The 20,324-nt window shown below is 56.3% G+C and carries 20 protein-coding genes and 2 pseudogenes; 13 read left to right on the top strand and 9 right to left on the bottom strand.

The genetic code is table 11. The features are described 5' to 3' along the window. Window positions 1–65 precede the first annotated feature (65 nt). Window positions 66–1,634, top strand: a complete 1,569-nt coding sequence (gene fliK / locus PSQ90_RS16575; protein WP_282211351.1) for a flagellar hook-length control protein FliK — start codon at window positions 66–68, stop codon at window positions 1,632–1,634. Beyond that, window positions 1,631–1,942, top strand: coding sequence for an EscU/YscU/HrcU family type III secretion system export apparatus switch protein (locus PSQ90_RS16570; protein WP_282211350.1), 312 nt, complete (start codon window positions 1,631–1,633; stop codon window positions 1,940–1,942). Before fliK ends, PSQ90_RS16570 begins: the two co-directional genes overlap by 4 nt. Before the next feature lie 161 nt (window positions 1,943–2,103). Here the strand turns inward: PSQ90_RS16570 and PSQ90_RS16565 are convergent, their stop codons facing one another. Continuing rightward, window positions 2,104–2,538, bottom strand: coding sequence for a cell wall hydrolase (locus PSQ90_RS16565; RefSeq protein WP_407648137.1), 435 nt, complete (start codon window positions 2,536–2,538; stop codon window positions 2,104–2,106). Between the two features lie 200 nt (window positions 2,539–2,738). On the opposite strand from PSQ90_RS16565, the gene PSQ90_RS16560 reads away from it, so the two are divergent. From PSQ90_RS16560 to PSQ90_RS16550, 3 genes are all read left to right on the top strand, one after another. Then, complete coding sequence (locus tag PSQ90_RS16560) at window positions 2,739–3,062, top strand: hypothetical protein (RefSeq protein WP_282211349.1); 324 nt, start codon at window positions 2,739–2,741, stop codon at window positions 3,060–3,062. A 116-nt stretch (window positions 3,063–3,178) separates the two neighbouring features. Next, window positions 3,179–4,864, top strand: a complete 1,686-nt coding sequence (locus tag PSQ90_RS16555) for a Na/Pi cotransporter family protein (RefSeq protein ID WP_282211348.1) — start codon at window positions 3,179–3,181, stop codon at window positions 4,862–4,864. Further along, window positions 4,864–5,676, top strand: coding sequence for an inositol monophosphatase family protein (locus tag PSQ90_RS16550; protein WP_282211347.1), 813 nt, complete (start codon window positions 4,864–4,866; stop codon window positions 5,674–5,676). Before PSQ90_RS16555 ends, PSQ90_RS16550 begins: the two co-directional genes overlap by 1 nt. Here PSQ90_RS16550 and PSQ90_RS16545 read toward each other — a convergent pair. From PSQ90_RS16545 to PSQ90_RS16525, 5 genes and pseudogenes are all read right to left on the bottom strand, one after another. Beyond that, window positions 5,673–6,512 carry a glycerophosphodiester phosphodiesterase gene (locus PSQ90_RS16545; protein ID WP_282211346.1) on the bottom strand — a complete coding sequence of 280 codons (840 nt, stop codon included), beginning with the start codon at window positions 6,510–6,512 and terminating at the stop codon, window positions 5,673–5,675. The genes PSQ90_RS16550 and PSQ90_RS16545 overlap by 4 nt on opposite strands. Further along, window positions 6,509–7,546: an ABC transporter ATP-binding protein gene (locus tag PSQ90_RS16540; protein WP_282211345.1), complete on the bottom strand. Its 1,038-nt coding sequence runs from the start codon at window positions 7,544–7,546 to the stop codon at window positions 6,509–6,511. The genes PSQ90_RS16545 and PSQ90_RS16540 overlap by 4 nt, the downstream gene beginning before the upstream one ends. Before the next feature lie 8 nt (window positions 7,547–7,554). Then, window positions 7,555–8,389 (bottom strand): annotated as a pseudogene (locus PSQ90_RS16535) (ABC transporter permease). A 4-nt stretch (window positions 8,390–8,393) separates the two neighbouring features. Further along, window positions 8,394–9,184 (bottom strand): annotated as a pseudogene (locus PSQ90_RS16530) (ABC transporter permease); the annotation flags it as partial. Window positions 9,185–9,267: 83 nt separating this feature from the next. Further along, a complete protein-coding gene (locus PSQ90_RS16525; protein ID WP_282211344.1) occupies window positions 9,268–10,416 on the bottom strand; it encodes an extracellular solute-binding protein in 1,149 nt (382 codons plus the stop codon). 883 nt (window positions 10,417–11,299) lie between these two features. Between PSQ90_RS16525 and PSQ90_RS16520 the strand changes: the two genes are divergently transcribed. The 6 genes from PSQ90_RS16520 to PSQ90_RS16495 are packed head-to-tail and all read left to right on the top strand — an operon-like array spanning window position 11,300 to window position 15,490. Beyond that, on the top strand, window positions 11,300–12,232 hold the full coding sequence (locus tag PSQ90_RS16520; protein ID WP_407648136.1) for an MlaE family ABC transporter permease: 933 nt from the start codon (window positions 11,300–11,302) through the stop codon (window positions 12,230–12,232). Beyond that, window positions 12,229–13,008: an ABC transporter ATP-binding protein gene (locus PSQ90_RS16515; protein ID WP_282211343.1), complete on the top strand. Its 780-nt coding sequence runs from the start codon at window positions 12,229–12,231 to the stop codon at window positions 13,006–13,008. The genes PSQ90_RS16520 and PSQ90_RS16515 overlap by 4 nt, the downstream gene beginning before the upstream one ends. Before the next feature lie 3 nt (window positions 13,009–13,011). Next, window positions 13,012–13,818, top strand: coding sequence for an MlaD family protein (locus PSQ90_RS16510; protein ID WP_282211342.1), 807 nt, complete (start codon window positions 13,012–13,014; stop codon window positions 13,816–13,818). Between the two features lie 29 nt (window positions 13,819–13,847). Then, on the top strand, window positions 13,848–14,888 hold the full coding sequence (locus tag PSQ90_RS16505) for an MlaD family protein (protein WP_282211341.1): 1,041 nt from the start codon (window positions 13,848–13,850) through the stop codon (window positions 14,886–14,888). A 10-nt stretch (window positions 14,889–14,898) separates the two neighbouring features. Continuing rightward, a complete protein-coding gene (locus tag PSQ90_RS16500; protein WP_282211340.1) occupies window positions 14,899–15,108 on the top strand; it encodes a hypothetical protein in 210 nt (69 codons plus the stop codon). 13 nt (window positions 15,109–15,121) lie between these two features. Then, on the top strand, window positions 15,122–15,490 hold the full coding sequence (locus tag PSQ90_RS16495; protein WP_282211339.1) for an ABC-type transport auxiliary lipoprotein family protein: 369 nt from the start codon (window positions 15,122–15,124) through the stop codon (window positions 15,488–15,490). 39 nt (window positions 15,491–15,529) lie between these two features. On the opposite strand, the gene PSQ90_RS16490 is transcribed toward PSQ90_RS16495, so the two are convergent. After that, a complete protein-coding gene (locus PSQ90_RS16490; RefSeq protein ID WP_282211338.1) occupies window positions 15,530–17,005 on the bottom strand; it encodes an AMP nucleosidase in 1,476 nt (491 codons plus the stop codon). Between the two features lie 323 nt (window positions 17,006–17,328). Beyond that, a complete protein-coding gene (locus PSQ90_RS16485; protein WP_282211337.1) occupies window positions 17,329–17,763 on the bottom strand; it encodes a DUF1801 domain-containing protein in 435 nt (144 codons plus the stop codon). A 134-nt stretch (window positions 17,764–17,897) separates the two neighbouring features. On the opposite strand from PSQ90_RS16485, the gene folD reads away from it, so the two are divergent. Beyond that, complete coding sequence (folD, locus tag PSQ90_RS16480; RefSeq protein ID WP_282211336.1) at window positions 17,898–18,800, top strand: bifunctional methylenetetrahydrofolate dehydrogenase/methenyltetrahydrofolate cyclohydrolase FolD; 903 nt, start codon at window positions 17,898–17,900, stop codon at window positions 18,798–18,800. A 10-nt stretch (window positions 18,801–18,810) separates the two neighbouring features. Further along, window positions 18,811–19,374, top strand: a complete 564-nt coding sequence (locus PSQ90_RS16475) for a DUF1643 domain-containing protein (RefSeq protein ID WP_282211335.1) — start codon at window positions 18,811–18,813, stop codon at window positions 19,372–19,374. On the opposite strand, the gene PSQ90_RS16470 is transcribed toward PSQ90_RS16475, so the two are convergent. Further along, window positions 19,371–20,315, bottom strand: a complete 945-nt coding sequence (locus PSQ90_RS16470) for a patatin-like phospholipase family protein (protein ID WP_282211334.1) — start codon at window positions 20,313–20,315, stop codon at window positions 19,371–19,373. The two genes, PSQ90_RS16475 and PSQ90_RS16470, sit on opposite strands and share 4 nt — an antisense overlap. Window positions 20,316–20,324: the final 9 nt, after the last annotated feature.

Raw genomic sequence — 20,324 nt, 5'->3', positions numbered from 1 at the left:
CTGGTGTCCTATTCACGGAATGGGCAGGCGGACAATCAATGATTCCCGGCCAGAATCCGGTGCAAATGGCCATCAGGCCCGGCCTTCTTCAGACCCTCGCCCTAAAGCCGGGGCAGGGCTTTGAAGCGGTTGTCGTTGGGCAAACTCCAACGGGCGCAACCGATGTTTTGGTGGGCAAGCAGCATCTAACCCTGACACTGCAGCCAAGCCCGCCGACGGGAACAACGCTGCAAATGCGAATTGATGTGACCTCAGTCGGGCCACGCTTTGTCATTCTCTCCCAAACGCCACCGGATCTCGCCACAAAATCCGCCATCACGGCCACATCTGTAGTTATCCCCGCGCCAACGGGAAAATCGGGCACTGTTCCCCTTCAGGCTGCCCCCACCAGCCAACAAACGGCTGCAACCATAATCGAACGGGTTACGCCGGATCGTGCCGCAATGGCGCTGGCCAGTACTTTCAAATCCGGTCAGATTGTCGAAGCCCGAATTGGCACAACATCCGGCAGCACCACGCAACTAACCATCGGCCAGCAAACCATCAGTTTGACTCTCCCGGGGTCGCCCATGTCTGGCGCGGTAGTGCAATTGCGCGTCCAAGCAACACCTTTGGGACAGCGATTCGTCATCGTTCCACAAAGTCAGACTTCAACGACGGGCGCTACAACCGCTCAACCGATGTCCGTCGCGCCCGCATCTGGTCCCCTCCAACCGATTGTCGCCACAGCATTGCCGCCACAGACCGAACTTGCCGCCGTCACACAAATGTTGCAAGCGGCTGCAGGGCGTCAGGACGTGTCCATTGGTTTGATGAGCACGCTCGCCAGCCTGATCAGGGACAAGTCCCAACTGCCACCAGAAGTTGCCAATGCAATTACGCGAGTTCTCGGCGCGCGTACCGATATATCTGCAGGAAAAATTTCCGGCGACGTTCTACAGAAAGCAGTTCAAAATTCTGGAATTTTCCAGGAATCGTCCTTGGCACGCGGCGTGACAACTACTCAAGCCGACGTTAAATCCAGCCTGCTTGGCCTTCGCGCGGCACTATCGGCATGGTTGGGCGGAGGCGTTGCGGCAGTGCCCCGCGTCCAGCGTCAGCCACCAATGCGGGGCGGCATACCGCGCGCCCCTGACGCAGCCAATGAACCATCGCCCGTCGGTGGGACCCCGCAGTTGGGGCGGTCAGCGCTCGACCGGACGGATCATGCACTGTCGCGGCTCCGGCTCCATCAAAATGCCTCGCTTCCCGATCCGATCCATCGGACTGACCGCGAGTGGAATCTGGAACTGCCTGTCATCATCGCCAACCAGCAAAATGTTTTGCAAATGCAGATTTCCCGCGACGGCGGCGGCGATGCTGCCGAGGGTGACGGTCATTGGCAAATGCGCTTCGCCATAAATTTGAACGAGGCAGGCGAGGTAGGCGCGCAAGTTGGTCTGCGGGGCAGGCGAACCAGCGTCATGCTCTGGGCCAGTGAGGCAGAAACCGCTCAGACCTTGCGCGAGATGCTGCCCCAACTACGGGAGGAATTGGAAGGCGCGTCGCTGGATGTAAGCGCCATTGCCGTGCGCGTCGGCGCCCCCAGTGCGCCAACGCGTCCGTCCGGCGGCCTCCTGGACGCGACCCTATGAGCAATCCAGAAAAACCCACCACAGTCGCGGTTGCGCTTCAGTACGAAAAAGGTAGCAAAATTGCGCCGCGCGTAACCGCCAAAGGACGCGGGCTGATCGCCGAAAAAATCATCGCGATGGCACGCGAAAATGACATACAGATCGAGGCGAACCCCGTGCTGGCCCAAGCGTTGGCTGGCGTCGAAGTGGATGACACTATCCCGATCGAGCTTTACGAAGCCATTGCCATCGTGATCGGCTTTGTCCTTCAATCAAGCGCGAAATCTTCAAGTGAACCTGACATGAACCAGTCCCCCAGCAGAGGTTAAATCGCCCCGTGATGTAATGCCGTTTTACACACGGGAGGACATCACATGCTGTACCGCACGCGCCAAACCATTCGGGGAATTAAGCTGACACTGTGGCTTATGGTAGCCATGGCGGTGGCACTCGTTATCGCGCTGCCTGCCGGCCCTAGCCTATAAATAGGCTAGTATTTTTCGTAAAACTCGTTGCCACCAGCCATCAACACATAGTGCATATTATTGTAGGGAAACCTTAGACCCGCAGTGTGAAAATGCTGGGCATTACGAACGCCCGGGTGTCGCGATCCGGCCATGACCTGATCGGCAACCTGCGCCGCCAAAACACCGCCATTTCGGCTCATTTTGCGCGTTGTGACACCGGCCGCAAATTGATTTTTCTGGCTTACGACCCCGCAAACGGTTTGCGGGTAACGGCGATCATTGACCCGGTTCATGACGACGGTACCGACAGCCAGCATGCCTTCTGCGCTGGAGCGATTGGACTCAAAGTACATCGCCCGCATCATGCATTCACGCTCACTCAGCCGCGGACCACCGAATCCTGAAAACAAAGTTGAACATCCAGCCAGACTGGTTGCCGCGACTATCACAGCCACCATTGATAGGAGATTCTTGGCGTTGGCTTGCATTTTCAGCACATCCTTAGCGCCTTTGGGAAAAATTCTCCCCGGAATTATGCGTATTTAGAATTAATGAAGGACTGCAAGGCAAGGTAAGCGAACCCTTAAGACTTAATTTCCTTGAAAAACACGCTGAAAATTCCCACTTTTAGGGTACTGAAAAGCGGAAGGCATGTCGCATGAACAGCAAGAGCGATCATCGGCTTCAGCGCCAGTTTGATAAATTGCAGCGCCGCATACCGCCGTTTGCGTCGTCAATGTTGGTGTGGCTTCGACGTCCTCAGGCGCGCCTGGTCCGAATTCCTCTCGGCATATTGCTGGTGCTTGGCGGCATTTTCAGTTTTCTCCCAGTACTCGGCATCTGGATGCTGCCTCTGGGACTTCTGCTGCTGGCGCTCGATCTGGTTTTTCTCCAGGGACCAGTCAATCTCGCTATCGTTCGGGGCACACGAAAATGGTCGACTTGGCGCCGAAGTCGGCGCGACAGCAAGAAAAAGCCCTGACCAGAATTCATATCTCCGATTCAACGCAAAAATACCGCGTCAAACGGCCTTCAATCATCGACGCGAGCGCATGAATCCAGCATACTCAAGCGCGCTGCGAGGTGTGCTAAAAAGCGATGCAATCTACGATCCAGCTAATTGACCTGCTTGGCGCTGGCGCCCTGCTGCTCTGGGGGCTTCGTCTCATAAAGACGGGTGTGCTCAGGGCTTTTGGTGCCTCATTGCGTCAGTGGATCGCCAAAGGTACAGGCAACCGGGTAACCGCCGCTCTTTCGGGCATCGCCGCAACGCTCGCCCTGCAGTCCAGCACCGCTACCGCAGTCATCACCGCATCCTTTGCGAGCCGGGAACTGATCAACCCCAAAATGGCTCAGGCCGTGATGTTGGGAGCAAATGTTGGCACGGCGATCGCCGCGGTAGTGCTATCGTTAGACGTTCATTGGTTTGCCTCCCTGATGATCTTGATCGGGGTCGTTGGCTTCAACGTGAGCACCTATACGATGGGAAAGGGGATGGGCCGCGCAGTCCTGGGCTTGGGGTTGATGTTGCTGGCCCTACAGCTTGTCGGGGATGCGACCGAACCCCTGCGCCAGTCTCAGGTTGTGATAACGGTCTTGGGTGCACTTGGCGATGCGCCGGTTTTTGCACTCACGCTGGCGGCCGGCCTCGCATTCATCGCTTCGTCCAGCCTCGCCGTCGTGCTTTTTGTTGCCCTGCTGACCCAGGCGGGCATTGTCGCCCCGGCCTTGGCGGTAATTCTCGTTGCCGGAGCCAATCTGGGCGGCGCCGTTCCCCCCGTCCTCGCCAGCCTTGCTGAAGGAACACAGGCAAGAAGACTGACCTTTTCCAATTTGCTGGTGCGGGGGATCGGTGCCCTCACAATGACAGTTTTGGCAGCACCAATTGCCAGTCTCGTGGCAAATCTGATCCCAGGATCGCCCAATTTGGCAATCGCGACGCACGTTGGCTTCAATCTTGCCTTGCTGCTGGTCTTTCTGCCGTTGCTCACACCAATTGCAAAACTCTCGGCGATGGCGCTACCGATGCCGCAACAACCGGAAAAAGGCGCCAACTACTTGGACGAATCGGTTCTCGACACGCCCCAAATGGCATTGGCTGGCGCGGCCCGCGAAGCACTCCGCGTTAGCGATCTCGTTCTGCAGATGTTGCAGGCAAGTCTCGATGGTCTGCGCCGCCCAACGCCGGACGCCAAGTCCAACATGGCAACGCTTGATGATGATGTGGACGCCCTGCAGCAGGCCATAAAGCTCTATCTGACCAAGTTGGATACGACCGGACTGGATAGCGACGATGCCCGCCGCTCGAGCGAGATCATGAGTTTTGCCATCAATCTCGAACATGTAGGCGACATCATCGAAGGTGGCCTTGCCGAAGTCGCGGCCAAGCGCGCCAAGCGACAGATCCGATTTTCGGAAGCGGGCCTTCTGGAAATCATCGGGCTTTACGAAAAAACCATCGACAACATGCAGCTTTCCCAATCGATTTTTCTGACCCGCGACGCTCAGCTGGCCCGGCAACTCGTTGCCGCCAAAGTCGAAATCCGCCGCTTGGAGGCACAGTCATCAAACGCCCATCTGCAGCGTGTACGAGATGGCCTGTCTGACGCAATTCAAACCAGCACGCTGCACCTCGATACACTGCGTGATCTCAAGCGCATCAACGCCCATCTAGCCTCTGTTGCCTATCCAATTCTGGAAAAAACGGGACAGCTCGACGAAAGCCGCCTGCGCGCCCAACCCGATGCAAAGCCCGTTCCACAAGCAAAATCTGGAGAAACCTGATGCAAAATTCCTACGAAGAAATATTGGCCAATATGGTGGGCGTGGCACGCGAAGCCGGTGCATTGACCCAAGGCTATTTTGCCCGATTTCGGGACCTGGAAATCGGCATAAAGGGACCCGCTGATTTCGTCTCTGACGCCGACAAGGAATCTGAGCAGCTGATCCGCAAACGCCTGTTTGCCATGTATCCCGACTGGAGCTTTACCGGCGAGGAATTTGCACCCGTCACCGGCACAGACCCTGAATATCGCTGGTTGGTTGATCCCATTGATGGCACCACCAATTTCATCAACGGTATGCATTACACAATTTCCATTGCCTTGCGGCGCGGCAACGAGACCGTGTGCGGCGCACTGTATAATCCAGCATCAGATGAAATGTTCACCGCCATCAAGGGGCAGGGCGCCTTTCTCAATGGCGACAAGCTCCAGGTCAGCCAGCAGGTTGATGTTGGGTTGATGTCGGTCGGCACCGGTTTGCCAACTTCGAATATCTTCACGTTCGAAGGCTTCTATGACCGCCTCGAAAAACTGCGCAATCCGATTGGTGCGGTTCGAATCGTTGGCAGTTCAGCCAATTCCTGCGCTTACGTCGCGTGCGGCCGCCTGACGGGATATTATGAGGAGTCGGGTCTCGTTGATTGGGCCGTCGGCGTGCTTCTCGCAGAGGAAGCCGGCGGTATTGTCACCGATTGGTGGGGCCGGGGGCCGGAGTATTACGAGAAAACCGGCTGCGTGATCGTCGCCAACCCGGCAACCCACGCGTATCTTCTCGAAAAACTCAAGGACGCGTCGGTAAAGAACCCCGCTTAGCGGTCACCGACCAACGCTGCCATGCGCTCAGGGTCGTCCGTTGTAATCTGGTCGACCTTGAGGTCCAGCAATCCCATAATGTCGGGCAGCATTTCTGAGCTGGGCACCTGAATTGTGTAGGCGTCAACACGACGACCGCCGGCATGCAACGCGGCGACAACGTCAAATCCCGTCTTCGCCGCTTCCAGTACCATCCCAAAATAAAGGTAGATGATCTCGGCGCGCGGTGATGCTGCGATTGCGTTGGCGATAAACACTGCAAAGTCATGGCTTTGTTGCAGCCGCTCCAGCGCACCATCGTGGCAGGGGTCATACCCGATGCGCAATTCGGGCAGTCCCTCACTCAAGAGCCTGACTGCTTCGGCATCGCCCGAGGAGAGCAACATATGCCGCGCCACCGGTCCAACGCTGGCCTTGAACGAGGCTATTGATCTGGAATCCAGCGCCGCCGCATCTTGCTTGTAATCGAGCTGCAAAACCGCATCGGGATGCATTTTGCTGTTAGCGAGCAGGGCACAAAGATCCTCAAGCAGCATGACTTTTTCATCGAACGGCACGCCGTCATTGTCCCGCAGACGCAATTCGCGAATATAGGCCGCCGATCGCTCCGCCGTAACGCCGCTCCCCATGGTTTCGCGGTCCAGCGTTAGATCATGCAAGACCGCATAACCACGATCTCCATGCACCACCAAGTCCACTTCGACGCTGGCGCCCACTCGCATACCTTCGAGAATTCTGGCGCCGGTAAAGTTGGCGTCGCTGGCCGTCTTGCGTCCACGATGCCACTTCAGCCACGTAACGTGGCCGTTTCGCACAATCGATATCGGGTTGGTCATTGGCTTCTGTGCACCAGCTTGTTGTCACGGTAGGCCGCAATTGCGGTCGGCTTGAGATTGACCGACTGTCCTGCCGAAAACATATCGGGGTGCCCGACCATGGATTTCAACCTTTCCCCGTCAGGCAAATCCATATCCACCAGCCCATGGGTTCCATAGTCAGTGACGCGGTGCACTTTGGCTTGCCCAGCGCCATTCGCCACCGTCAGATCCAGCGATTCAGGCCGGACGGCCAACATTATGGGACCATCAGCGACATCAAGCGGCACCGTAAAGCCCGCTCGATTGAACGCTTTGTTGCTGACATCTCCCTTGATGAGGTTCATCGTACCGATAAAGCCTGCCACAAATGGTGTGGCTGGTTCGCGATAGACAATGTCGGGACGTCCAACCTGCTCGGTCTTTCCGTCCCGCATCACAACGATACGGTCGGCCAGCGCCAGCGCCTCGTCCTGTCCATGCGTGACGAACAATGTGGTGATCTTGAGTCGCTGCTGAATGTCGCGAACCTCTTCGCGAAGCCGTTCGCGCAAATGTTGGTCCAGGCTGGCGAATGGTTCGTCCAGCAACAGGATTTTTGGTTCCAGCACTAATGATCTGGCCAAGGCTACGCGCTGTTGCTGTCCACCCGAAAGCTGGTGCGTAAGCCGCCCACCATAGCCGCTCAGCCCCACCAGTTCCAAAACTTCCTCAACCTTGCGGTCGATCTCATCCTTCGGCAATTTGCGTAGCTTCAACCCGAACGCGAGGTTCTTGAACACATTCATATGCGTCCACAGGGCGTGGCTTTGAAACACCATGCCTGTTGGCCGCTTTTCGGGCGGCAAATGGATGATTTCCTCGCCATCAATCGAAATCGAGCCGGCTGTCGGCTGCGCAAAGCCACCGACCATACGCAGAAGTGTTGATTTGCCAGACCCCGAAGGTCCAAGCAGACAAACCAGTTCGCCATCCTCTACAGTCAGCGAAAAGCTGTCGACAGCGCGCGTCGCACCGAACAATTTAGAAACTTCAGTGATCTTCAATACCGACATATTTATTCCTAACCGCCGAAACCGCGCGCGAACGCGCCGCCACCGATAACCCGGCGGGCAAACATCAACGCCACAAACGATGGCACCCACAGGATCACTGACAGAACAGCGCCATACTGAACCACCATCTGGTTGTTGATGAACGAAATCATCAGCACCGGCGTGGTCTCGAATACCCGGCGCACCAATTAACCAGGCCCCCTCGGTTTCATAAAACGTGCCAACAAAGCTCAGTAGCAATGCTGCGGCAATCGTTGGCCCGGCCTGGGGCAGCGTAACCGACCAGAACACGCGGAGCGGTGATGCACCCACATCACGCGCCGCTTCCTCCATTCGTCGATCAACTGATTGGAAGGCCGACACTGGAATCCAGATCATGAACAATAGAGTCCCTACCAGCTGAATGAGTACCACCCCCCAAAAGGTGCCGATCAGATTGAACTGCAGAAAAATGGCCGCAATAGCGATCAACAGGCCAAACTTTGGAAAGGCGTGCCCCGCCAAGAACGAGAAAAACAGAATGTTCCTTCCAGGAAACGACATGCGGGCAAACGCATAGGCCGCTGGCAGGCAAATCGCCGCTGATATTAGCGTCACGACAGTGGACAGTTGAAGGCTCAACATCAGTGCCGACCAGACGTCAGCCCTGCTAATAGTTGCTCCCCAGAACCTAAGGCCAAACTGCTGCGGCACGACATTGGGATAGCGCCAAACCTCGGTAAACGCCCATGTACCCACGACCAGAAGCGGAAAAATGATGGCAATTGAGAGCAGGACAGCAAAGGCAATCCCGACGCCATCGATGCGCGGACGGTTGGCAAATAGCGACTGTGCCACGCTCATTTCCCTGATTGCGCGCAACGGAGCGCACGTAAAACAAACCAAACACAATGCAGAAGCTGAACGTCACAACCGCTTGAGTGATCGCGTTAAGCGGATCATTGAGATCGCGGAAGGTGCGCTGCATGAACGGTCCCATCATTTCAGGCGCCGCAGGCCCAAGCACATAGGGCAGGGTGAATGCCGAAAAAATTCCCAGCACCGAAAACGAAAGCGCCACCAAAATGGAGTTGGATATCCGAGGCAGGATGATGTGCCACAGGACCTGGAGCCTTTTGGCTCCAACGTCGCGAGCCGCTTCAATCGACTGGTTGGCAACATTACCCAACCCGGAAAGCAATATCAGAACAGTCAGGGGAATGTTGTCCCAGACAAGCCCGATTACCGGCCCCCAGGGTGTCAGATACGGCGTGCGAATTTTGGGCAGCCCGACCGCATTCAACAATAAATCAACCATGCCGTTCGGCCCCAGCACGCGGATGAAAGCATAGCTGAGAATGATCGAGGGAACGAACATGGGAAAGATCGCCAGCCCCTGAACATAGGCGGGCAAGCGTCCCTCCGAGAACCGCAAATAAAGCGCAATCGGCAGGCACACCACGAGCAAGAAAAAGCACAAACGCCGGTCGTCCAAAGCGTTATCGACAGATTGTCGAGGCTATACTTGTCCGAGAAAAAGAACACGTAGGTGCTGAGGTCAAATCCGTAATTGCCCGCCGCATCCTTGTGCCAAACGGTTCGGATAACCGCAGATATGATCGGCCAGATGACGAGCCATCCGACCAGAAGTACCGGCATCGCCACGAGCAGAAGGCCAAATGGCCTCCTGCTCTCGGCTTTTTCGAGAAGCGGCCGAACGTTGGCCGCGCCGGAGGCATCACTCACGAGTTGCGGTCCACATTCGGTGCAACATTTCGATACCAGCCATCATTGATCGCTGCTTCCCATTTACCGCTCGGGAAGATCGGAATGGACTTTGGCACGATATCAGCAAAGCGCTCGCGCAGTTCAGCCGAGATATAGTCCCAGGATACGCCGGGGAAACCGCCCAATTCGGTCAGGACCGCCGACTGGATTTCCTCGGTAAGCAGGAAATCAGCCAGTTTCAACGACGCTTCCTTGTTGGTGCCATTGGCAAGAACAATGCCGCGGCTGAACCCGCCAACCAGTGCCAGATCCTGCAGCTGCACCAGACCGGTGGTATCCGGCAATACGCCCTGATCAATAGCCTGAAGCACCTGATCGGACCAAACCGGAACCATTGTGACCACGCCCTGCGCCAATAGCTGGATCGATTGGGTGTTGCCGGAGGTGTAGGCGCCGCCGTCATAGAGCGAAGGGGCGATATCAGCCAGAATGTCCCAAGCCTTGCCGAGCGCTTCGTTGCCGAATTCCTCGGTATAATTGTCGACCGTGAATGCTGACGGGTCGAGACCGTTGGCCTGATGGACAGCGCGGCGCACGAAATTGCCGCCTGAACCACCCTTGTCAGGGCGATTATAGATAAACTGGCCAGGGTTAGCCTTGATCCATGTCACCAGATCATCCCAATTCTTGGGAACATCGGCAGCAGCCAATTTGGTGGTGTCGTAGGCCAAAAGAACCTGAGATCCACGGTAGGGCAGGCTATAGTCGCTGTTGATCGCGAGCGGATTGACCTTGTCGTAATTGGAAAGACCAGCTTCCTTGATATTCACATATAGACCAGCTTCGATCGCATCGAGCGGCAACAGTGGGTCGGCAGACTCGAAATAGTCAGCCTGTGGATCGGTGTTGGTCTGCATGGCAGCCATCGCCCGCTGCGCGATGGCCTGAACCCCCGCACTATCACCGGCATCTACGAGGTTGATTGTGACGCCGGGATTTGCGGCCTCAAATTTCGGTTTGACCGTGTTGGCCCAAAAATCGAAAATGTTGGAGTCAGAACTTGTGTACCAGTCGATGCGACCTTCTTCAGCAAAGCTCATCTTCGGCAACATAAGTGCGCCGGCTGCTACGCCGGTCGCCAATATGAAATCGCGCCTTTTCATCACTACGTCTCCCTGGTCCATTTTTAGAGTGAATGTTCCAAACGGTCCTGCCGTTTGCATTCCAGTTTCGCCGATCTAAGCCGACCTGACCCAAGACTATGGTCCGTCTGAAAAATTTTGCAAGCAGAAAGCTGTCTTGGAAATCAGGTCGCCAACAGGGCCGCAAAGACCATGTTTGGACGACAGTTCATTGACAGCCCTGCGAAGGTTTTATGACAAGAATTTCGTTCTAAATACGTGCGCAATAAAGGCCTTTAGTGTTTCTGGTATCGCTGTTATGAGGTCGCACGCACAAGGCAGCAAATGCCCGCATCGACACCATGCAACAATCGAACAACAGACCTCGGCGTCACTTATCGAAGCCACTAACAAGACGACGTGGCCTCGTCCGAACCAGTTACGTTCCCCTTGAACAAGGGGTCCCCAAGCCAACCATAAATGAAATGTTTATTCCAAATGCTGGCCGCGCTTAACCAACCAACCAGTCATTGAACAGAACAACCGCATCCCGTTTCCCTTGTGCTCTCCTGATTCTGTTTGGCCTCCCTTCACTGCGTAGGCGTGACATTTTGGAAACATCGGGAAAACAAGGCAGTAGGTAACGTTTTGGGCGGCATGTTCGTCTTGAAAAATTGGTGCTGAAACGTGCTAGACAATAAACCAGATATTACTACGCATAGAGGCGTGATGGATTCTGCAGATAACGCTTGGCCGCAGCGAGGGGGCAGAACAACGCATTAGCTGTTCTGGCGACTGGACGTCAGACAGTGCCCAATCCCTCGAAGCCGAGATCGCTCATCTGAGCCTGCCAAAAAACGGCCCCGGTCCCGTCCAGTTGGATATTGGTGGCATCGACAAACTCGATACCATTGGAGCTTGGCTGTTGACCAGACTTCAACGCGGTTTGGGGCAGGGGGATGCCCGCCTCATTGGTGGCAATGCGCAACACGTTGCGCTGCTATCTGCGATCAGCGATGCCGCGCACGAGACGCTTCCATCCCCCCATCGGACCAACATACTGCTTGTTCCATTCGCCAAATTCGGGCGGATAGTCATTGGCGCGTTTAATGATATATTTGCCGCCAATGCTGTTCAGGGACATCTGATGGTGGCTTTGGGGCGCACGCTTACTTTTCAGGCACCGTTGCGCTTTGCCAGTTTTGTGCATCAATTTGAGCAAATTGTTTTGCGCGCCATTCCAATTGTTGCGCTGATTTCGCTGGTCGTTGGGGCCATTATAACGCAGCAAACTATCCTGCAACTGCGCACGTTCGGCGTCACAATTTTTGTTGTCGATCTTGCCGCAATTCTCATGTTTCGCGAAATAGGGGTCCTGTTGGCCGCCATAATGGTTGCCGGGCGTTCCGGCTCCGCCATTACCGCTGAAATTGGCGCCATGCGCATCCGGGAGGAATTCGACGCTCTGCAAGTCATGGGCGTTGATCCCCATCAGGCATTGATGCTGCCTCGTGTTATAGCTTTGGTCGTCGGGATGCCCCTGCTGGCCTTTGTTGGATCAATGTCGGGGCTGGCGGGTGCCGCCATCGTCGCCAAATTCTATGGCGATATTCCGCTCGATATTTTCGCCGACAGACTGCGTGGGGCGATGACCGTGACCAGCGTTGCTGTTGGCCTTATCAAAGCGCCGTTCATGGGTTTTTTGGTCGGACTGCTGGCCTCAATTGAAGGTATGAAGGTCGCTGGATCATCTGAATCACTTGGTCAACGCACAACTTCATCGGTCGTCAAATCGATTTTCGTTGTTATCGTCGCCGATGGCCTCTTCGCTATTTTCTTTGCGGCCATTGGCCTATGATAAACGCCCTGATCCCCGAAGCAGACCCGGCAATCACCGTTGATGGTCTTGTCGTCAAAATCGGCAGCAGAACCATCATCAATGGTTTGAATTTTGATCTGCACAGACGCGAAATTCTTGGCCTCATCGGCCCGTCCGGCTCGGGGAAATCCGTCACACTTCGCGCCTTGATTGGCCTCTTGCCCCACGCCGGCGGGAACGTGACGGTTATGGGCCGCAACTACGCCCAACTCAACCGTCGCCAACGCGTTGAAACTCAACGCAATTGGGGCGTGCTTTTTCAACAGGGCGCTCTATTTTCCTCACTGACCGTCAAGGAAAATATCGAGTTTCAAATGCGCGAGCATCTGCATTTGTCGCCCAAACTGCGCAGCGATATCGCCATGATCAAACTTGATCTGGTGGGATTGCCCGCCGCCGCTGCCCATAGCTATCCGGCGGAATTGTCCGGCGGCATGATCAAGCGTGCCGCATTGGCGCGCGCTCTGGCGCTTGATCCGCAAATCTTGTTTCTGGATGAACCAACGGCCGGACTTGATCCAATTGGCGCGGGCAAATTTGATGAACTGATAGTGACCCTGCGCGACACGCTCGGTTTGACAGTTTTGATGGTCACTCACGATCTGGATAGTCTGGCGATGGCCTGCGACCGAATCGTCGCTCTGGCCGACGGCAAATTGCTCAAGGCTGGTACCATGGCTGAAATGCTTCAGTCGGATCAGCCTTGGCTGCAAGAATACTTTCACGGCCCCCGGGCCCGCAATATCGGAAGCTGACCCATGGAAAACAATGCAAATTATGCACTTGTCGGGGCATTGGCCACGGCGATCATTGCGGCGCTTTTCGCCTTTGTCTATTGGTTCGCGGGTCCTTCCAGCAGCATACCGATGAAGGCATACGACGTTGTTTTTACGGGGACAGTGTCTGGCATCGGCCGGGGAACCGACGTTCAGTTCAACGGCATCAAGGTGGGGCAGGTCCGCAATGTGGCCCTCGATCCGACAGACACCGCCAACGTAGTCGCCCGAATTGAAGTCAACGCCGGCACACCAGTCAAGGCCGACACCCGTGTGCTCATGGGCTTTCAGGGGCTCACCGGGGTCGGATCTGTTCAATTGTCAGGCGGCACTGACGCCGCCGGTGCGCCGGCGGTACCCGAAGGGCACACGGTACCGACGCTCTTCGCCGAGGTATCAGATTTCCAATCAATTCTGGATGGCCTGTCAGCCACTATCAACGGAACATCAACTGCTGTAAGCCGATTGAACGGTTTTCTCGATACCAACGATACCAAGCTGAACGCCACAATTGCCAATGTGGAAACCTTCAGTGCGGCACTGGCGTCAAACTCCGACGGCATTGAGGCCTTTATGGCCAGCGTTTCCGATGCTGGCAAGGAAATCGGCCCCCTAGCCGACGAAATCACCAAACTGTCGAGTGACACACGCAAACTGGTCAACGCCGTCTCGCCGGATCAGGTCGCCAAGGCCGTCAACGATGTCACCGAATTCACCGACAGCCTGTCGCGCAACTCGAGCAAAATCGATGATTTTTTACATCGACCACGGCCTTCTCCGATGATCTGACCGATATTACGGACGGCCTGAAGAATAGTGTGGCAGTTATCGACAAGGTGACGGCCCAGATTGATCCGGACGCAGTTGGTCGCGTGATCGACAATGTGGATAGTTTTTCCGCCAATATGACGTCGCTTACATCCAATCTCGATGGCATTCTCAAAACCATTCCTGCTGGGCAGGTTGAAGAAGTGATCGCCGACGTCGGTACGTTCACCGAATCGCTGGCACGCAATTCGGGCGAGATCGATAGTTTCTTCGCTTCCGCGTCAGATCTTTCGAAAACGCTGGGCACACTCGTTGATGGCCTTACCTCCAGCGTCGATGTGATTAACGCCGTCGCCGCGGAAATCGACCCCAAGGCGATTGGCCGTATTATCGACAACGCCGATACAGTGTCCCAGGAACTGACCACCCTAACCACGGACATTCGTGACATAGTGGCTGCGGTGCCCACCAATGATATTCAAAAAGTCATCACCGATGTCGGTGTATTCACCGACAGTCTCGCGCGCAATTCCGGAGAAATCGACAGATTATTTGAGACCACAACCACACTGGCCAACAGCATAACCGGTTTCGTGGACGGCCTGAATTCCAGTGCGGGCGTCATAAATGAGGTCGCTGCAGCCATTGACCCGCAGGCCATTGGTCGCGTCATCGACAATGTCGATGCCTTCTCCCGCAAACTGGGCGACAACGCCGACAATGTCGATACCATCGTTGGCAACGCGACCACGGTATCCGACAGTTTGATCGGATCGGTAGATCGCCTCAACGAAATTTTGGCCAAGGTCAACGACACCGTTTCCAGCACCAAAGGGCAGGGGCTGTTCGAAGAACTTTCCGCCGCAGCAAAGTCGGTACGCCAACTGGCCGATCAGCTGAATACTAGCACCAGCAATATCGCGGTCGGGTTGAACAATTTTACATCACGCGGTCTGGCAAATTACAGCACGCTGGCCGAAGAGGCACGCATAACGCTACAACGCCTTGATCGTGTGGTAAGAAACCTCGAGAATAATCCTCAGGGGTTGATCTTCGGCGGCGAAACCGTCCGGGAATACAATAAGCGGTAAGGCAGAAGTCATGAACAACACTCGCCGTACATTTATGGTTGCTGGCGCTTCTGCCCTGACGCTGGCATTGGCCGGATGTCTGGGTGCCACGCCGCCACTAACGTTCGATCTGGGCAGTTCCGGTGGCGCCCGCATTCGCCGACGGACTTCCCGCGTTGTAGTGATCACCCTGCCTAAGACAGTGCAAACCTATGATCTCGCAGCGCGTAGTTGTCCGTGAACCGGGCAATATCTTGAGTTATTTGCCGGATGCACAGCTTTCCGACACATTGCCGCGCCTGGTCCAGACGCGTCTCCTCCAAACCTTTGAAGCGAGCAACTTCCCCAATATCGGCCGTCCTGACGACCAGTTGAGCGTTGACGTTACGCTCGCGACCGAACTTCGCGCCTTCGAGATCGACGCCGGAAACGGCAATGTTGCCACTGTCACCGTCAACGCAAAATTGGTTGATGAGCGACGCGGCGCCATATTTGCCAGCCAGATATTTACCGCATCAACGCCTGCCACGCTGGATCCAACGGCAACAGCCATCGCCGCGCTCGACAAATCACTGCAAAACGTCATGAACCAGATATTGCAGTGGACCGCAAAAACTGCGTAAGCGGCCCGGCATTGTAGCCGGGACGCTGATGGATAGAGATTACTGGAACGCAGTCTCGGCAAAACTGCGTAACTTGCGTGAATGCAGCCTTTCCGCCGGCTGATCCCTCAAAATTTCCATGGCCCGCAGCCCGATCAGCAAATGCTGGTTGACCTGCGTCCGATAGAAATCGGACGCCATTCCCGGCAATTTCAGCTCGCCATGGAGCGGTTTGTCCGAGACGCATAGTAGCGTCCCGTAGGGTACGCGGAACCGGAAACCATTGGCTGCAATTGTCGCGCTCTCCATATCGAGCGCAACCGCCCGCGACTGGCTCAAGCGCTGGGTGATTTCGGACTGATCGCGCAATTCCCAATTGCGATTGTCAAACGAAGCAACCGTCCCCGTCCGCATGATGCGCTTGGTCTCAAGCCCTTCAAGCTGGGTGACTTCCTCAACCGCCTTTTCCAACGCCACCTGCACCTCGGCCAGGGCCGGAATCGGCACCGAAAGCGGTAGGTCAGCGTCCAGCACATGGTCCTCGCGAACATAGGCGTGGGCCAACACATAATCACCCAGCTCCTGCGAATTGCGCAAGCCAGCGCAATGGCCAAGCATGATCCAGGCATGCGGTCGCAAGACCGCGATATGGTCAGTAATGGTCTTGGCGTTGGATGGCCCAACCCCAATATTGACCATCGTAATCCCGCGCCCACGGCCCGCCGTCAAGTGGTAGGCCGGCATCTGCGGTATCCGCGGCGGATGGGTTCCCGTCGTGCCCCCGCCATGGCGCGAATTTTTGGTCACGACATTGCCGGGTTCAATGAAACTGTCATAGTGCTGATGCCCGCTGACCATGTGCTCTTGGGCTACCCGACAGAATTCATCGATGTAAAACTGATAATTTGTGAAAATCACAAAGTTCTGAAAATGCTCAGCGCCCGTGCCAGTGTAATGGCTCAACCGATAGAGTGAATAATCAACCCGCGGCGCAGTAAACGCTGCCAGCGGATACGGCCCACCCTTTGGCGGCACATAAGTACCATTGGCAATTTCATCGTCAGTGTTGGTCAGGTCCGGCGCGTCAAAAACATCCCGCAAAGGAATATCGAGCGCATTCAACGCATCGCCGTCCAACCGGTCATTTGCCGCCACTGCAAAATGCAGCGGAATCGGTGTGTCCGATTCGCCCACATCGATCGTCCCGCCGTGGTTCTTGAGTAAAACCGTAAATTGCTCTTCAATATAGGTTCGAAACAGATCAGGCGCCGTGACGGTGGTCCGGTAAAGTCCTGGCGTATGCAAATAACCGTACGGCAGGGTCGAGGCGCTGCGTCCAAAACTCGTCGAGCGAACCTCAATCTGTGGGTAGCAGGCCCGCACACGCCCGTCGGGCACAATTCCCTTCGCCAGGTTCGCCAGATGTTCACGAATGAAGCTGGTATTGCGGTGGTAGATCTCGGCCAGATAGGCCCACGCCTCATTCGGTTCGGTGAAAGATTTTTTGGCAAGGGCAGGCGGGCTAATTGTTGTCATCTATTCTTCTCATTCACGGACCCCGGATTGAGTCCGTATTCCAATTGTTGATCGCGTCTTGAAGCACTTATTCTGCCAATTAGCCATGACAATCAGTTGTCTTTAGTCCATTCGGCATTTTGGCAATTTGAAGTCTTTTTCACCTTTCGGTGATTGCACTTTTCCCGCCGCAATCAATCACCATCTTGATGGTAGTTCACTGGAGACGCAAGCGACCCATGCACCGGTGAATAGGGATGGCCACAAGCCGCTTGTCCCCCAAGCCCTCAACAGTGCGGCAAGTGATCGTCCGGGCTGCAACGACAGAGATGTTGTTGCAGCCTCTATTTTTCGTCGGGATAGGCACTATTGATCGAAGCGATCGACATCTCGACCATCTCTTCGAGAACCTCCAGATCAATATCCGTCAATTTCTTTACGTAAAGGCAGGCCTTGGTCATCGTGTGCTTGCCAAGCCGCGCCAGTAGTCGTTCCCGCTCCGCTTGCGTCTTCGGCAAATATAGTCCCATCAAATAAATGCTGAAAGCTGCTTTGCGCGGTGCAAAGCCAACCGGAAAATAATCACCCTCCCGGCCCGATCCATAGCGATAGTGATAATTGCCGAACCCAATTATCGATCCCCAGACAACGGGTGGTTCTCCGCTTATCCGTTGCATCAACGCCGACAAGGTTTCTGCGTCCGCCCGCCGCTCGGGCGCTACCGCGGCAAGAATATCTTTAACGCTACGCTCGCTCGGCCGGGTCTTGTTTCCTGCCATCGCCTTCCGCACCTTTCCACTCGACCGCCAGAACTGCGACACAATCTAACACGGCACGTAAAATCGTGGACGGATCGTCCCGTTTTGCCTATTTCATCACTAAGACCAAACAAGCCAACTGAATGGAGTGCACCATGTCCGCCACGGTAATCGATGGAAAGCGCTTCGCTGAGGGCCTGCGCGGCCGAATTGCCGACCATGTGAGCCGCCTGAAGTCAGACCACGGCATTACACCTGGTCTGGCCGTGGTCATTGTCGGGCATGATCCGGCCAGCCAGGTTTATGTCACCAACAAGGCCAAGCAAACGGCGGAGGTCGGCATGGCCTCCTTCAAGCATGAACTGTCAGCCGAAGTGCCCGAGGGTGACCTTCTTGAACTGATCGCGCGCCTGAATGGCGATGACACGGTGCACGGTATTCTGGTTCAAATGCCCGTGCCCGACCACATTGACGCCAACAAGGTCATTAACGCCATTGCTCCCTCAAAGGATGTGGACTGTTTCACCCCCGCCAATGTCGGAAAACTGGTCATCGGTCTGCCAGGGCCCGTATCCTGTACGCCGCTGGGATGCCTGATGTTGCTGCGCGACCAATTGGGGTCGCTTTCCGGGTTGAACGCGGTCATTGTCGGTCGCTCAAATCTGGTCGGCAAACCAATGGCCCAATTGCTGTTGCGCGACAATTGCACTGTGACCATGGCGCACTCGCGGACCAGGGACCTGTCAGAGGTGGTTCACGCCGCCGATATCGTCATCGCAGCGGTTGGGCGTCCGCAAATGATCAAGGGCGACTGGATCAGACCGGGAGCCACCGTCATTGATGTCGGCATAAACCGCATCCCCGCGCCCGAGCGGGGAGAGGGTAAGACCCGGCTGGTCGGCGATGTTGAATTCGCGTCTGCCAGTCAAGCCGCCGGCGCCATCACGCCCGTGCCCGGTGGGGTCGGCCCCATGACCATTGCCTGCCTGCTGGCCAACACGATTACCACTGCCTCGCTCATCAACGGCCTGGTGCCGCCACGCGACTTGACCGCGTGAGTGCTGTACGATGAGCGCGGCCAGTCACGACCCCGGCGGCAAGGTGCGCCTCGCGCTGATGTCGGGCGTCAATGGCGATGCCCGATTCAGCGCCGATGGCCGCTATCGTCAGCTTATGCGCCGCTGGACCGGCGATGCGTTCCCCAGCCGCTACGTCTTGTTCATCGGCATGAATCCCAGCACTGCCGACGCCGAGGTCAATGACCCAACCTGCGCCCGCGAATGGAGTTTTACCCAGCGCGAAGGCTATGCGGCCATGATCAAGGCCAATGTCGGCGACTATCGCGCCACCGATCCCAAAATGCTGCTGGCGCCCGGTGTCGAAGCCGTTTCGCCCGAAAACCTTCCCCTCATCAATCAGGCCGCCGCCGACGCGGCTCTGATAGTGTTGTGCCATGGCAAACTCAACAAGGCGTTGGCTCCGGCGGGCAGGGCGCTGGTCGATGCGTTGCGGGCCGAAAGTCGGCCCCTTTGGTGTTTTGGCATCAATGCTGATGGTTCGCCCAAACACCCTCTCTATCTGCGCGGTGATACCCCGTTACAGCCATTTCTGCCCGCAGACGCGCAGCGCTAGAGTCGACTTCGCCCCCTCAACTTGGCTTCGATGACCGGTAGCATATGTTCAGCCGCGGAACGCCCTTCCGCGATGGATTCGGCGGCCCGGTGAAAATCCAGCAATCCAATATCAGCCACGCGCGGCATGACCGTGGCGTGCGGGGGTTCGCCAGCCAAACGCGAACGCGTAATGTGATCCTGCATGATGTCGATCGCGTTGGTCAGCACGTCGAAATAGCCCGGCGTGGCGCTGCCTGCGCCGAAGAAATTAAGTGACGACATTTGCGCCTGTACCGAGGCGGGAATCGACGCGATCAGCGCCATCAGGCTCTCGGGCTTGGCGGCTTTGGACTGCTCTGGAACATCACTCGATTTTGCATCGGGCTCCATCACCAGTCTGCGACCCAACAAGTCCTCGTTGAGGTTGACCGCAATGATGAAGTCGGCCCCCATGGCTCGGCATACCGAAACCGGTATCGGATTGACCAGGCCCCCATCAGAAAGCCAGCGTCCGTCCACCTTGGTGGGGCTGAACAGTCCCGGCATTCCAATCGAAGCGCGCACCGCCCGCGCCAACGGCCCCGACTGCAGCCAAATCTCGCGCCCGGTACCGATATCGGTCGCCACAGCGGCAAATGGCATTTTTAGGTTTTCTATGTCGTCAGGCAGGCCTAGCTTCGTCAGCCATTTGACGATGTGCACCCCGTCGACTAGCCCACCGGCCAGCAAACCCACATCGATCATGGCAGCGACAGCGCGCCAGTCTGCGCCCATGGCCCAATCACGCAGGGCGTCCAGCTTGCCGCTGGCATAAACCGATCCCACCAAAGCGCCCAAGGACGTGCCGCACACAATGTCGGGCTTGATTCCCGCTTCAACCAGAGCGTCGATAACCCCGATATGAGCCCAGCCACGCGCTGCGCCGCTCCCCAGTGCCAGTGCGATGGCGGGCTTGGCCATGATCGCGAT

This window comes from Devosia rhodophyticola (assembly GCF_028816475.1).
Taxonomy (GTDB): Bacteria; Pseudomonadota; Alphaproteobacteria; order Rhizobiales; family Devosiaceae; genus Devosia; species Devosia rhodophyticola.
Note: the sequence above shows the minus strand (reverse complement) of the source record. Positions and strands in the feature narration are given on the sequence as shown.